Below are 13,973 nucleotides of genomic sequence, written 5' to 3' on the forward strand. Positions count from 1 at the left end.
CCAGTCAAATCGAACCCCATGATGATCGATAGTCATTGTCTATCGACGAGCACCTAAGGGCTTCTCGGCAGGTGCAGTTCCCGCGCGACGCTCAGGACCGCTTGGGCGAGCGGGCTCATCGGCGCGCTGTCGGACACGATGATGCCAATGCGGCTTACTTCCTGCGGATCGGGCAGCGCGTGCAGCCGTATCCATTGCAACCCTTCCAGCAATCTGGTGTGGCTATCCGGTATGATGGAGCAGAGGCGGCCTTGCTGAACCAATCCCAACAGCGCCACATAGCTGTCAGCGGTGATGATTGGGCGAAGCGCCAGCCCGCGCTCAGCCAAACGCGCGTCGAGAATGCGCCTGTTCTGCATGCCCTGATGCAACAGGCATAATGGCAACTCGGCGAGATCGGACCAGTCAAGCGGATCTGGAACATGGACGCCATCGACGGCGCTGATCAACATTGCCCGTTCGGCATAGAGCGGAACGGTCAAAGCATGAGCGGGCGGTTCGAAATCCAGGTAGGTAAGACCTGCATCCAGTTCGAAGGCGGCAAGATCGCGTTCGATCTGCCGCGAAGTCAGCGCACGGACCGCGATGTTTAGGCCGGGATGGCGCGCCAGCATGGCTCCTGCCAAATGACCGATGACCGGCATGGCAGCAGGTATCGCGCCCAACCGCAACTCACCTTTCAGAGCGCCGCGCGCTGTAGCCGAACTTTGCTCCAATGCTTCGACCGCAGCAACGATCTGCCGGGCCCATGGAAGGATGGCCTCACCTTCCGGCGTCAATCCCACAAACCGGCGGTCGCGCTGGATCAGCCTCTTGCCCAATTGTCCTTCAAGAGTGGCGATGCCCGCAGACAGAGTGGGCTGTGACACGTTGCAATATTCGGCCGCTCGCGCGAAATGCCTCTCCCGCTCTAGCGCGAGGAAATATTCGATGAAGCGGGTTTGCATGAGATGTTTCTATACAACAATCCATGCCGATAAAAATATGGATGATTGGTTATTGGGCAGCTTGATTGGAGCATGTTCGAGCTGTGCATGATCGAACATGCTCCAAAGATTTCTTTTGAGACCTGTGGCGGGAGCCAGCAGGTTTCCCAAAGTTCAGAAGGTGAACCCGGCGCGTATGCCATATTCGCGCGGCGCGCCGTAAAACTCATTGAGGCCGAACTGGCCGCTGACATAGCGCTTGCCGGTCAGGTTGGTGCCATAAGCCTCAATATGGAACTGGCCGGTGCGCAGGGTGACGAGGCCGGACAACAGGCCATAGCCCGCGATCCGATCCGACACCGGCGAATAGGCTAGATAGGTGAAGCGTGGGCCCACATAGGAATAACTCACGCGCGGCGTCAGAGTGACGTCACCTCCAAGTTGGAATTCATAGGCCGCTGTGCCGCCATAGGTCCATTTGGGCGAATAGAGGTTGGGGCCGCCATCGGTCGTGGTGATGTAAGGATTATAGTCAAAACAACCGGAGGTCTGACCTGGAACACATTGGGGACCAAGGTTTCCCGGCGGAATGGCCCGGGTGTTGATGAAGGTCAGCCCGGCAAGCTTCGAATGAACATAGGCGACATTGGCGTCGATACTGAAGCCGCCGAACTTGCTCTGCAACTGGGCTTCAATGCCCTTGATCTTGCCTTGCGAGATATTCTGGACGCCGTTGAAGCCGGTCGTCGGTTCGATCACTTCGAACTGGAAATCGGAATAATCATTGTAGAAAGCCGAAATCTGCGTACGGACATGCTTGTCGAACAGGCTCGCCTTCCAGCCGATTTCATAGTTCCACACCATTTCCGGCCGGAACTCGGACTCTACCGCGTTGAAGCCGCCGGGCTTATAGCCGCGAGCGACGAAGGCGTAGAGCAGATGGTCATCATTGACCGTCCAGTTGATCGCCGCCTTGCCAGTAACACGGCCATCCTGGTGCGATCCGTCAAGGCTCGCCACTGGAAAGCCGCCGGGCGGGAAGGTTGGGATGCCAGCTCCAATGCGCACATCGCCGACGCCGCTCGCCTTATAGTGCGAATAGCGCGCGCCCAGCTGCAATTGGACATCAGGCGTCACGCGGTAGCTGCCCTGCGCGAAAACGCCCAGCGTCGTGCGGGTATTGTCGGGGTCGATGTCCGTCGGAAATCCGAACCGCAACTCGCGGATGCGCACCTTGATCTCGTTACGCTGGAAATAACCGCCTAATATCCACTCCAGCGTTTCGCCGGTAGGAGAGATCAGGTTGATCTCCTGACTATACTGACGTTCGCGGGCATAATAGTCCTGCGTGACGCCGTCGGGCGCTGGCGAGGCGTCGACATCGTTGACGCCTTCGATCTTCTTGCTCTGATAACCGCTGATCGACCGTAGCACGATGCCGCTGGCGAATTCCTGCCGCAGCTCAAGGCTGGAGATGAACGCCTTTTCCCGGATCGCCACGGGCGTGTCGTAATTCAGCGTATAGATGTCGCCGACGCGGTAGGGCGCATATTGGGTTCCGCGGATCGGGCGATAGGCATAGCCGCCAATGTCCCGATCATTATACTGGACCTTCAGCAGCGCGCGAAAGTCTCCGGGTTGCCACAGAACGCCCACACGCCCGCCCTTTTCGTCGAGCTTGCCTGCCTTGTTGTTGAAGGGACCGACGTCGTCGAAATAGCTGTCATGTCCCCGGTAGAAGCCAGCGCCGCGCACCGCCAGGGTCGAGGACAGCGGCACGTTGACCGCCCCTTCCAGCCCGAAATTGCCGCGATTTCCAGCGCTGCCCTCGGCATAGCCATTGATGTCGTTCAGATCGGGATTGCGCGAATTGATGAAGATCGCGCCGCCGGTCGAGTTGCTGCCAACGAGCGTGCCCTGCGGCCCGCGCAAGACTTCGACGCTCGCCAGATCGTAGAAGCTGTTGGCCTGGACGATCGGCGGCTGGAACAGGCCGTCGACATAGGTTGCAACACCTGCCGTCACATTGGGCGAGTTACTGGCAAGGCCGATGCCGCGAATGTTGACGGCCGAGGTAATGCCCGCGTCGGAAATCGACAGTGCAGGCGTCGCATTCTGAAGATCGTTCAGCCGGACGACGGCATTCGCCTTGAGGTCGCTTGCATCAAGCGCGCTGGCGGCAACCGGCACCTTTTGCAGATTTTCCGTCCGGCGCTGGGCCGTCACGACGATTTCGCCCAGCGTGCCGGATGTTTCGGCCTGCGGAGCAGCATCCTGCGCCCAGGCAGACGCTGTCCACAGGGTCATTATGGCGGTTGAGCCCGTCAGCAATATGCGCTTCATTCTTCCCTCCCTCATTTTGCTATTTTTCGCGATCATTTCGGTGACCAAGCCGACACCGCCTTCAGGAAAGCGCCGGTTTCCGCCGTCGGCTTTTCATCGCCCGGCGGGAAATAGCTGATCTTGACGACTACAGTGCGGGATCGCGGATCGACGTAGATGAACTGACCCTGCAGCCCCACCGCCGAGTAGGCGCCGCTATTGTCGAGCAGCCACCATTGCATCGCATAGCCGGTCGGCATGCCCGGAGCCTTTGGATCGGCAGGCGTGGACGGCGCGGTCGATGTGCGGACCCAATCGGCGGGCACCACCTGACGCCCGTTGGCGCGGCCGCCGTCGAGCATCATCTGGCCGATCCGTCCATAGTCGCGCAGCGTGGCGTTAAAACCAGCGCCGCTGAATTCGCGGCCCGTACCAGGCTGTCCATCCATGATGTAGAAACCGTCCTGTTCAGCGCCCAGCGGCTCCCACAATTTCTGCGCGGTATAGGCCGCGACGGTGGTCCCGCTGACACGTTCGATCAGCCAGCCAAGCACGGCGGTATCCAGTGTCTTGTACTGGAACACGCTGCCCGGCTCGTGCAGCCGCTTCACCGTCCGCGCCGCATCAGCAAAGCGCGCGACATTCTTGACCAACGCGTCGATATGATTTCGCGCCGCGATGCCCGGATTGGCGAAGTCGTACCGTTCCTCATAATCAACGCCAGACCGCATCTGCAGGATCTGACGGATAGTCGCGCCATCATAGCCGCCGCCCTTCAGTTCGGGCAGATAAGTGGTGATATTGTCGTCCAGCGACTTGATCCGCCCCTCCGCCAGCGCACAGCCGACCAGCAGCGAAGTGACCGACTTGGTCATGGACCAGCCGATGAAGCGGCTGTTTTCATCGCTGTTGTTGCGATAGATCTCGCTGACGATCTTCCCGTCCTTCATCACCAGCAGCGCGTTGGTGTAGGTGCGGTCGAGGAAGTCCTGCGCCGTGTAGCGCTTGCCTCCGAAGGTATAGCTGACATCCAACGGCGCGTCGGCGCGCGGAAGGCGCCAGGGCGTCCCTGCATGAGCGACGGTGCGCGTGGTGAACAGGCGATCCATGCTGCGAAAGGTCAGTGAATTGATGTCGCCATCCAGCATGTGCCAGCGTGCGATCTGAACGGCGACCGGTACGGCAGACGGTGGTCCGTCGGCGAGCACTGCGGGCAATGTCTGCTGCGCCGACGCAGGCTGAACGGCTGCGCACATCGCGCCAGCCGCGAAACTCACAAGAAATCCTGATGCTTTGCGCACACGCACACCCTCTACTTTCGGGCCGGCTGATGATCGCCGGTTCTTCAAGACTGTTGTGAACCGACGGCGTGGCGAGCGCGGCTCCCAAATGGGATACGCCGCACGGTCGTTCACTCAATGCATGCTGCCATGCAGCTGGGCGATGACGGAGCCGTACAGCTTGCCGACAAGGTCTGCCTGGCGGCGGCTGTCGGTCTTTTCCAGAATGCGCTTCATCTGTATGCGCACGGTGCCAACCGATATGCCGCGGCGATCGGCATAGGCGTTCAAAGATACGCCCTGAGAAAGGGCGACCGCCAGTTGCGCCTCCGCAGGCGTCAGGCCGAAGAGCGAGGTGACGTGCCCGACCGACAACATAGGCGCCTGTGACGGATCGATCAGGATCAGCGCAACGCCGTCCCGGTCATCATCCCATCCCTCCGCCACATCCGCCTTGAACGCGCCGTTGGGCAGCGCAATGGCCTGCACCATGCTGTCGTCCAGATCCCCGAACGCCGCCGTAACCATGTCATCATCACGGGCAGGCGACAGGAGCCGTGCCAGCCGCTGACGGCTTTCGGCCGAGACCCCGCGAAGTTGGCCATGCCCCAGCGTCAGCGGCGCGCCGTTCGCCAGCATCGCGGCAGCCGCACGATTATGCCAGCGGACCTCCCCGCTGCCGGTGCAGAAGATGACGCCCGGGCGCAGGCGATCCACGATCGACGCCAATGTCGCCTGCGCAGAATAGGCTGCCTGCACTGTTGCTGACAGACGCGACAGTGCCAGAAGATGCGGTGCGATGTCCGACAGGAAGGCCGCGTCCTTCCCATCCCCGTCCGCCGTGTCGCTGATCTGCCGGTGCAGGATCAGGCTGAACCAGCGCGAGGGTTCGAATTCGAACAGCACGCCCGATCCACCCCTTAGGCCGATCTGCGCCAGACGATGCCGCGTTTCTTGCAATTGCGGCGATGTGGAATCGAAACGCTGCTCATCGGTGCGCACGGCAAGCTGTGCTTCCAGCCGATCGCGCGGGACGATGGCGAGCCGGGGATTGTCGGGATTGTTGATCCACCGGTCATGCTGGGCGGCGTTCGCGTGAGAATAGCTGTCCCGCTCCTGCCACCGCTGTATCAAATGGCCGCCGTCCTGCCGGTAGATCTGCACCGCCGCGCTGCGGACGCCAAGGCTGGCACAGATCTGGTCCAGCAGCGGCCGCCAATTTTCCGGACGGTCGCAGCATCCGTAGAGGGCGGGCAGTATCCGCGCGCTGAGATTGGCCTCCATTGAATCCCTCCCTGCTTGCCGCGCATATTTTTACTGCGGCGTTAGGCTCCCAAGTGACATACGCACTGCGGAGATGGCGCGGCCTACATGACTGCCGCTTCCCTCTCCTCATGCGTGGCATTTTCTTCCTGCTCCAGGATGTCCAGCACCGTCCGCAGCGCATCCTGATATTCAGGCGTCAGCAGGCGCGCATAACGGCGTTCATGCGCGGTCATGATCGCGTCCGCCTCGCTCCGCGCGTCTTCGCCCGCCGGACTGAGGAACAGGGCGAAGGAGCGCCCATCGACGGGCGACTTCTGCACCAGGTCCTTCTGGATCAAGGCGGCAATCAGCGGCACCATGTTGGCCCGCTTGATCCCCAACATGCGGCCGATGTCGCTTTGGATGCAGCCCGGATTGGCTCCGATAGTCAAGAGGATGGTCGCTTCCACCGGCCGCAGCCCCACCAGTTCCAACGACGCCCCCAAAGTCGCCATCATTGCCGAGGATGTCCGCCGCAGCCGGTATCCCAAACGCGAGGCGACAGGATTGATCAATCTTTGGCCGGAGGGACTCATGCTCATGTCTTATTCATAATGTTATTGCCCAGAACAATCAACATTGATATGAAACATAACATTAGGAGAGGACCTGACCAATGTCCGCATCGCAAATTTCCCTGATTATCGGTGGCGAATCGCGCACCGCCGATCAGCTTTTCGAACGAATGAACCCGGTTACCGGCACCGTCGCCACCCGCGCCCCCGCCGCCAGCGTCAAAGACGCCGTTGCTGCGGTCGAAGCAGCCCAGGCCGCATTCCCCGCCTGGTCGCAGACGGGCCCCAATGCCCGCCGCGCCCTGCTGATGAAGGCCGCCGACGCGCTCGACGCCCGAGTTGACGATTTCATCAATGCAATGATGGAGGAAATCGGCGCGACCGAAGGGTGGGCTCGCTTCAATCTGATGCTCTCAAGCTCCATGGTACGAGAGGCGGCGGCGCTCACCACCCAGATCGGCGGCGAGGTGATCCCGTCCGACAAGCCCGGTTGCATCGCCATGGCGATCCGCGAACCGGCAGGCGTTGTGCTGTCAATGGCACCGTGGAATGCGCCGATCATCCTCGCGACCCGCGCCATCGCCGTACCGCTCGCCTGCGGCAACAGCGTGGTGCTGAAGGCGTCGGAACAATGTCCGCGCACCCATGGCCTGATCGTCCAGGCCTTTGTGGAAGCGGGCCTTACCGGCGGCGTCGTCAACCTCGTCACCAACGCACCGCAGGATGCGGCCGATGTGGTCGGCGCGATGATCGACCATCCGGCGGTGCGCCGGGTGAACTTTACCGGATCGACGCCCGTTGGTCGGATCATCGCGAAGCGCTGCGCGGAACATCTGAAGCCCGTCGTGCTGGAACTGGGCGGCAAGGCGCCGCTGATCGTGCTGGAGGATGCTGACCTCGACGAGGCAGTGAAGGCCGCTGCGTTCGGCGCCTTCATGAACCAGGGCCAGATCTGCATGTCGACCGAACGGATCATCGTGGTCGACGCCATCGCCGACGCCTTTGCCGACAAGTTCCAGGCCAAGGTCGGCACCATGGCGGTGGGCGATCCGCGTGAGGGCGAGACGCCACTGGGCGCGGTGGTGGACAGCAGGACGGTATCCCATGTCCGTTCGCTCATCGATGATGCGCTGGCGGCGGGCGCGACCCAGTTGAACGGTGGCGATGTGTTGAGCGAAGGGGGTGGCGTCCTGATGCCCGCCCATGTCATCGACCGCGTGACGCCACAGATGAAGCTGTTCCGCGATGAAAGTTTCGGGCCGGTTGTCGGTATCGTCCGCGCCCGCGACGAAGCTCATGCGATCGAGCTCGCCAATGACACGGAATATGGCCTGTCCGCATCGGTCTTCACCCGCGACACGGCGCGCGGGCTCAGGGTCGCGCGGCAGATACAGTCCGGCATCTGCCATGTGAACGGCCCGACCGTCCATGACGAAGCGCAGATGCCTTTCGGCGGCGTCAAGGCGTCTGGCTATGGCAAGTTCGGCGGCCGCGCCGGCATCGACAGCTTCACCGAACTGCGCTGGATCACGATGGAGACCCAGCCCGGCCATTATCCGATTTGATATTCACTTCCCTCGCCATCCCAGCGGAAGCTGGGATCTCAGGCGGAGAGGCGCGACTTGGCCGCCCGAGATGCCAGCTTCCGCTGGCATGACGACCAGAACAAGGACTTCACTATGACGAACTTCCTGCATGCCGACGGCGTCGAGCAAGCCGAAATCGAAACCGTCGCCTTCACGGTGGCCGAAGGGGTCGCCTGGGTCAGCCTCAACCGGCCGGACAAGCGCAATTGCATGTCGCCGCGTCTTAACCGCCAGATGATGCGCGTGCTCGATGAACTTGAGTTTCGCGAGGATGTCGGCGTCCTCGTCCTGACCGGTGAAGGCACGGCGTGGAGCGCTGGCATGGACCTTAAGGAATATTTCCGGGAGACCGAGGCGCAGGGCCTGAAGGGCACGCGGGGGGCACAACGGGAAAGCTATGGCTGGTGGCGCCGCCTTCGCTGGTATCAAAAACCGACGATCGCGATGGTCAACGGCTGGTGCTTTGGCGGCGGCTACGGTCCGCTCTTCGCCTGCGACCTCGCCTTCGCGGCGGAAGAGGCGCAATTCGGCCTCAGCGAAATCAACTGGGGCATCCTGCCCGGCGGCGGCGCGGCCAAGGTGGCGACGGAGCTGACCAGCTTCCGCAACGCGATGTATCACGCGCTGATGGGCGAGAATGTGGACGGTAGGACGGCGGCGGAATGGGGCTTCGTCAACGAAGCGCTGCCGGTTGGGGCGCTCAGGGACCGTGTGTCGCAGGTCGCGCAGACATTGCTGACGAAGAACCCCGTCGCGCTCAAGGCGACCAAGGACGCCATCCGGCGCGTGCGCGAAATGACCTATGACAATGCCGAGGATTATCTGATCCGCGCGCAGGAAGCGGCCAACAGCTTCGACAATGAGGGCCGCAAGGAAGGCATCAAACAGTTCATCGACGACAAGAGCTACAAGCCGGGCCTTGGCGCTTACGACAAGTCGAAACAGCAGGCCTGAACCGCGACAGACTGGCAGGATCGCCCGAAAGGCGGCCTGCCCCCCAGAGTTTTGGAGAGACGGACCCATGACGGCCGACACCCTCAATCCGCCCGTCGCCACCGCTGCCCGCACCGGCAACGCGCTCGACCGGCTGCTCCGCCCGCGATCGGTGGCGATCGTCGGCGCATCGGACAAGCCGGGCGCACTGGGCGCATCCGTCCTGTACAACCTGACGCGCAATGGCTTTTCAGGCGACATCCACCTCATCAACCCCAAGCGCGCGGAAATCGGTGGACGGCCATGCCTGCCGTCGGTCGATGCGTTGCCCGACGGCGTGGATGCCGCCGTTCTCGCCATCCCGCGCGCCGCAGTGCTCGATACAGTAAAGGCACTGGCCGCGCGCAATGTCGGCGCTGCCGTCATCTTTTCCGCAGGATTTGCCGAGGGCGGTGAAGAGGGCCTGGCGGAACAACGGGAGATCGGCCGGATCGCCGCTGAAACCGGGATGGTTGTCGAAGGGCCAAATTGCCTTGGCATGACCAACTTCATCGATCGCGTGCCGCTCACCTTCGTGGAAACCGACGTCAAGCCTCTGGGCGACCGTCCCGGCATCGGCGTCGTGTCGCAAAGCGGCGCGATGGCTTGCGTCCTGTGCACCACGCTCGCTTCGCGCGATCTCGGCCTGTCCTTCTCGATCTCGACCGGCAACGAAGCCGCATCGGGCGTCGAGGATTATGTCGACTACCTGCTGGAAGACAGCGCCACCCAGGTGATCGCGATGATCGTGGAGCAATTCCGCAAGCCGCAGCGCTTCCTCGCCGCCGCCCGCCGCGCCCGCGCGCTGGGCAAGACGATCGTCCTCCTACACCCTGGCCGCTCGGCCGCTGCGCGTGAATCCGCTGCCACCCACACCGGTGCGATGGCGGGCGACTATCAGGTGATGCGCGTCAAGGTGGAACGCGCGGGCGTCATCCTCGCCGAAACGCTTGAGGAATTGGGCGACATCGCCGAGATCGCTGTGCGCTGCCCCACCATTCCGGCTGGCGGCGTTGCAGTGCTGGGCGAAAGCGGCGCGTTCAAGGCGCTTACCCTCGATCTGTGCGAAGCGATCGGCCTCGACCTGCCGCAGGTCAATGATGGCAGCGCCCCTGCCCTGCGGGCGGCGCTGCCCGATTTCGTTCCCGTCTCCAATCCGCTGGACCTGACCGCGCAAGGGCTTGTCGATCCCGACCTCTATCGCCGGACGCTGGCTGCGTTGTTCACCGACGACCGGTTCGGCAGCATCGTCACGGGGATCATCCAGACCGATCCCGTGACGGTCGGCATCAAACTGCCGCCGATCCTGCGCGCCGTCCGCGAGTTGAGGCCGGACAAGCCGATCATCTTTGCTGGACTGGACGAAGGCGCTCCGGTTCCGCCCCATCAGATCGATCAGTTGCGCGCGCTCGGTATTCCCTATTTCCCTTCGACCGAGCGGGCATTCCGTGCCTTGAAGCGGCTCAACGATCATGCGCGTCGCGACTTCAGCGAGGGGTCCGCCGCTCCCCTGCCCGCCCCGGCGCTGGCCGGACGAAGCGGCGTCATCCCGGAATATCGTTCGAAGGCGATCCTCGCGCCCTTGGGCATCCCCTTTCCCAAGGGCGCATTTTGCACCAGCATCGGCGAAGCGCTGAACGCGGCCGAAGCGATCGGCTATCCGGTGGCGATCAAGGCGCAGGCCGCGAGCCTCAGCCACAAGAGCGATGCGGGTGGCGTCGTCCTCAACCTGTCGAACGCGGACGCACTGCGCGCGGGATGGGACCGGTTACATGCCAATGTCGCGGCCTATGACGCGGCCATCGCTCTCGAGGGAGTCCTAATCGAAGGCATGGGCGAGCGCGGCGTCGAACTCATCATCGGCGCGAAAAACGATCCCGATTGGGGTCCGGTCATCCTGTGCGGATTTGGCGGCGTCACAGCGGAAATCCTGCAGGACGTCCGCCTGATCACCCCCGACCTCACGGTCGGCGCCATCGCCGCTGAACTGGACAAGCTCAAGCAAGCCCCTCTGCTCCGCGGCTTTCGCGGGTCGCCAGCGCTGGATGTGGAGGCGGCGTCGCAGATTATCCACACGCTCGGCCGCATCCTGCTGGCCGAACCGTCGATCCGGGAAATCGATCTCAACCCGGTCATCGTCTATCCTCGGGGTCAAGGTGCCATCGCTCTCGACGCACTCATGCTGACAGCGCCGAAAGAGGGCTGACGCGGCCACGAATTTCCAGATCAATAATCATTCAGGGGAGGCAGGGATGGTGCAGAGTGGAACGGATATCCGGCGAATGCTGGATGAAGCTCCGATGGGGCGCCTGCAAATCATGGCGGTCGCCCTGTGTGTCATGCTGAACGCCCTAGACGGTTTCGACGTGTTGGCCATCAGCTTTGCGTCCCCGGGCATTGCCGCGGAATGGGGCATTGATCGCGGCGCGCTCGGCATCGTGCTGTCGATGGAACTGATCGGCATGGCCGTGGGATCAGTGCTGCTCGGCGGCCTGGCCGACCGCATAGGCCGCCGCCCGACCATCCTCCTCTGCCTTATGGTCATGGCCGCCGGTATGTTGGCGGCGACCTTCTCCTTCAGCGTCGTATCACTATCGGCAGTGCGGCTAGTCACCGGCCTGGGCATTGGCGGAATGCTGGCCTGCACCAATGCCATCGTTGCGGAACTTGCCAACGCCCGTTCCAGGAGCCTGGCCGTCGCCCTGATGGCGGCGGGCTATCCGATCGGCGCGATCCTTGGCGGTTCGGTCGCATCCATGCTGCTGGTTTCGGGAGGATGGCGCGACATCTTCCTGCTGGGAGGTGTCGTCACCGCGATCTTCCTGCCTTTGACGTTCATGCTGCTGCCTGAATCGATCGGCTTCCTGCTGCAAAGGCGTCCGGCCAACGCGCTGGAACGGATCAATAGATTGATGGCGCGGATGGGGCGCAATCCCCTTGCCGCTTTGCCCGCTCCGGACCCGGTGGCTCCCAAGGCGTCATTCGCAGCGCTGCTCAGTCCCGGCCTGGCGCGCACGACGGTGCTTCTGACGGCCGCCTATTTCTTCCACATCATGACATTCTACTTCATCCTGAAATGGGTGCCGAAGATCGTCGTGGACATGGGTTATGCGCCTTCGTCCGCTGGCGGCGTGCTGGTATGGGCCAATGTCGGCGGTCTGTTGGGCGCGCTTTCGCTCAGTGCGCTCAGCTGGCGCCTGGATGTTCGCGCACTGGTGATCGGCGCGCTGCTGTTCTCGACGGCCATGGTGACCGTTTTCGGTCAGGGTCAGGCCGGCCTTTCCGGCTTGGCGCTGGTGGCGGCGGCTGCAGGATTTTTCACCAACGCTGCTGTCGTCGGCCTCTATGCCATTATCGCCCACGCTTTCCCAACAGCGGTCCGGGCGGGGGGTACAGGCATAGTCATAGGCGTCGGCCGTGGAGGAGCCGCTTTGGGCCCGATAGTCGCGGGTTTTCTTTTCACGCTAGACTTCAAGTTGCAGGCCGTCGCGATCGTCATGGCATCAGGCTCGCTGATCGCCGCCTGTGCCTTGATACTGCTGCTGGCGCGGCGGAGTAGCATCCAGGTCACAACGTGAGCGCTGTCGGCTGTCAAAGGGTCTGATATACGATCCGATGATCGATCATCCGAGGCGGCGTCCGCGGAGATCATGGGAGCATGTGACCCAGTTGCAATTTGGTCATGGCGCCGCTTTTCTTCGACGTCTCCACAGGGAAAAACACGGACCATGTCACCCCAACGTTACTCCATTGCGGCGATCGCACTCCATTGGTCGATCGCCGCCGCCCTTGCCTTTCAACTGTCGCTGGGATGGCAGCTATCGGACATTTCACCAGGTGCGGGGCAGTTCGCCGCCTATCAGCTGCACAAGTCGGTCGGGATCGTCATCCTGCTGCTCACACTGGCGAGGGTGGCGATCCGTATTTTTCATCCGAGGCCTGACGCCCTGACGGACGACCGCTTGGCGGCATTCGCGGCCAAGGCGACGCATCGGCTTCTCTATGCCGTCATGCTGCTTGGTCCATTGAGCGGCTGGGCGCTGGTGTCCACCAGCAGGTTGCAGGTGCCGACATTGTTGTTCGGGACGATCCCCTGGCCGCACCTGCCGATCACGCGCAGCTTCAACGGGATCGCTTATGACGCGCATCTGTTGACGGCTTATCTGCTCGCCGGATTGATCGTGCTGCACGTCGCGGGCGCCATTCGTCATCAATTTTTCAAAGGTGAAAATCTGCTGACCCGTATGGCCCCGCGCCTGGCACCGGGCGTCGCGATGGCGGGCGCGCTTGCCATTATGACGCTTGCGGCTTCGGCCTCCTTCCTTCTGACCGGAAAGACCGCGACAGCCGTCCCGCAACAGCAGCTTGTTCCCCCGTCCATGAAGGCAGCAGACTCTCTGCCGCCCTCTTCGCCAGCGCAGCCATCTGCTGCGGCACCCGAAGCCCAGACGCCGGAGGTCAAGGCCGAGGCGGCTGCCATTCCCCTGTCGCAGTGGCGCCTGACCGGGCCGGGGAAACTCGGTTTCACAGCCATGTGGAACGGCGCGGCCGTGAACGGATCCTTCCGTCGCTGGACATCGGAGATCAGCTACAGTCCCGACGATTTGCCTGGCAGCGCGATCACGGTGATGATCGACTTGGCCTCTACCGTCACGGGCGACAGCCAGCGGGACGAAACGCTGCAAGGCCCCGATTATTTCGGCGTGTCAGCCCATCCCGAGGCCGTGTTCCGCGCCAAGGGTTTCCGGCCGAAGGGCGATGATCGTTACGAGACACGGGGCACGCTGGATCTGAACGGACGCAGCCACCCGGTGACGCTACGCTTTACCCTGCGGCAGAATGGCCACATCGCACGGGCGGAAGGCGGAGCGGAGATCGACCGTAATCTGTTCGGTGTCGGTTCGGCCACTGACGAAACGATCGCCGCAAAGGTCGCGGTAAGTTTCGCCCTGACCGCGCAAAGAGTGGATCAGTGATGAAGCGATGGGGCTCAATATCGGCAGCGGGCGCTCCACTGACTGTTTGGCGAACTTAGAACCCCTTCAATTGCCGGACATGCACGGCCAT

General features: G+C 62.5%; 10 protein-coding genes. 5 read left to right on the forward strand and 5 right to left on the reverse strand.

All coding sequences use genetic code 11. The features are described 5' to 3' along the window. Window positions 1-53: 53 nt before the first annotated feature. From SPHS8_RS14085 to SPHS8_RS14105, 5 genes are all read right to left on the reverse strand, one after another. The gene (locus tag SPHS8_RS14085; protein WP_201516062.1) at window positions 54-947 is read right to left on the reverse strand and encodes a LysR family transcriptional regulator; all 894 of its coding nucleotides are present in this window, start codon (window positions 945-947) and stop codon (window positions 54-56) included. Between the two features lie 153 nt (window positions 948-1,100). Continuing rightward, window positions 1,101-3,269, reverse strand: a complete 2,169-nt coding sequence (locus tag SPHS8_RS14090) for a TonB-dependent receptor (protein WP_201516063.1) — start codon at window positions 3,267-3,269, stop codon at window positions 1,101-1,103. 32 nt (window positions 3,270-3,301) lie between these two features. Continuing rightward, the gene (locus SPHS8_RS14095; protein ID WP_236575162.1) at window positions 3,302-4,525 is read right to left on the reverse strand and encodes a serine hydrolase domain-containing protein; all 1,224 of its coding nucleotides are present in this window, start codon (window positions 4,523-4,525) and stop codon (window positions 3,302-3,304) included. Window positions 4,526-4,663: 138 nt separating this feature from the next. Continuing rightward, on the reverse strand, window positions 4,664-5,812 hold the full coding sequence (locus tag SPHS8_RS14100; protein WP_201516064.1) for a helix-turn-helix transcriptional regulator: 1,149 nt from the start codon (window positions 5,810-5,812) through the stop codon (window positions 4,664-4,666). Window positions 5,813-5,895: 83 nt separating this feature from the next. Next, complete coding sequence (locus SPHS8_RS14105; protein WP_201516065.1) at window positions 5,896-6,375, reverse strand: MarR family winged helix-turn-helix transcriptional regulator; 480 nt, start codon at window positions 6,373-6,375, stop codon at window positions 5,896-5,898. A gap of 74 nt (window positions 6,376-6,449) precedes the next feature. On the opposite strand from SPHS8_RS14105, the gene SPHS8_RS14110 reads away from it, so the two are divergent. The 5 genes from SPHS8_RS14110 (at window position 6,450) to SPHS8_RS14130 (ending at window position 13,882) form a co-directional block, all read left to right on the forward strand. Continuing rightward, window positions 6,450-7,913, forward strand: a complete 1,464-nt coding sequence (locus SPHS8_RS14110; RefSeq protein WP_201516066.1) for an aldehyde dehydrogenase — start codon at window positions 6,450-6,452, stop codon at window positions 7,911-7,913. Window positions 7,914-8,027: 114 nt separating this feature from the next. Further along, a complete protein-coding gene (locus SPHS8_RS14115; protein ID WP_201516156.1) occupies window positions 8,028-8,888 on the forward strand; it encodes a p-hydroxycinnamoyl CoA hydratase/lyase in 861 nt (286 codons plus the stop codon). Window positions 8,889-8,955: 67 nt separating this feature from the next. Continuing rightward, on the forward strand, window positions 8,956-11,112 hold the full coding sequence (locus SPHS8_RS14120) for an acetate--CoA ligase family protein (protein ID WP_201516067.1): 2,157 nt from the start codon (window positions 8,956-8,958) through the stop codon (window positions 11,110-11,112). A gap of 76 nt (window positions 11,113-11,188) precedes the next feature. Next, window positions 11,189-12,484, forward strand: coding sequence for an MFS transporter (locus tag SPHS8_RS14125; RefSeq protein ID WP_443020034.1), 1,296 nt, complete (start codon window positions 11,189-11,191; stop codon window positions 12,482-12,484). 150 nt (window positions 12,485-12,634) lie between these two features. Then, window positions 12,635-13,882: a YceI family protein gene (locus SPHS8_RS14130; protein ID WP_201516069.1), complete on the forward strand. Its 1,248-nt coding sequence runs from the start codon at window positions 12,635-12,637 to the stop codon at window positions 13,880-13,882. Window positions 13,883-13,973: the final 91 nt, after the last annotated feature.

Origin of the sequence: Sphingobium sp. S6 (assembly GCF_905120495.1) — a bacterium.
GTDB lineage: Bacteria > Pseudomonadota > Alphaproteobacteria > Sphingomonadales > Sphingomonadaceae > Sphingobium > Sphingobium agri.

What these genes read in the sequence shown, in the direction of transcription:
- SPHS8_RS14085 (WP_201516062.1), bottom strand. Translation starts at nt 947, where the DNA reads ATGCAAACCCGCTTCATCGAATATTTCCTCGCGCTAGAGCGGGAGAGG.
- SPHS8_RS14120 (WP_201516067.1), top strand. Translation starts at nt 8,956, where the DNA reads ATGACGGCCGACACCCTCAATCCGCCCGTCGCCACCGCTGCCCGCACC.
- SPHS8_RS14090 (WP_201516063.1), bottom strand. Translation starts at nt 3,269, where the DNA reads ATGAAGCGCATATTGCTGACGGGCTCAACCGCCATAATGACCCTGTGG.
- SPHS8_RS14105 (WP_201516065.1), bottom strand. Translation starts at nt 6,375, where the DNA reads ATGAGCATGAGTCCCTCCGGCCAAAGATTGATCAATCCTGTCGCCTCG.
- SPHS8_RS14130 (WP_201516069.1), top strand. Translation starts at nt 12,635, where the DNA reads ATGTCACCCCAACGTTACTCCATTGCGGCGATCGCACTCCATTGGTCG.
- SPHS8_RS14110 (WP_201516066.1), top strand. Translation starts at nt 6,450, where the DNA reads ATGTCCGCATCGCAAATTTCCCTGATTATCGGTGGCGAATCGCGCACC.
- SPHS8_RS14115 (WP_201516156.1), top strand. Translation starts at nt 8,028, where the DNA reads ATGACGAACTTCCTGCATGCCGACGGCGTCGAGCAAGCCGAAATCGAA.
- SPHS8_RS14125 (WP_443020034.1), top strand. Translation starts at nt 11,189, where the DNA reads ATGCTGGATGAAGCTCCGATGGGGCGCCTGCAAATCATGGCGGTCGCC.
- SPHS8_RS14100 (WP_201516064.1), bottom strand. Translation starts at nt 5,812, where the DNA reads ATGGAGGCCAATCTCAGCGCGCGGATACTGCCCGCCCTCTACGGATGC.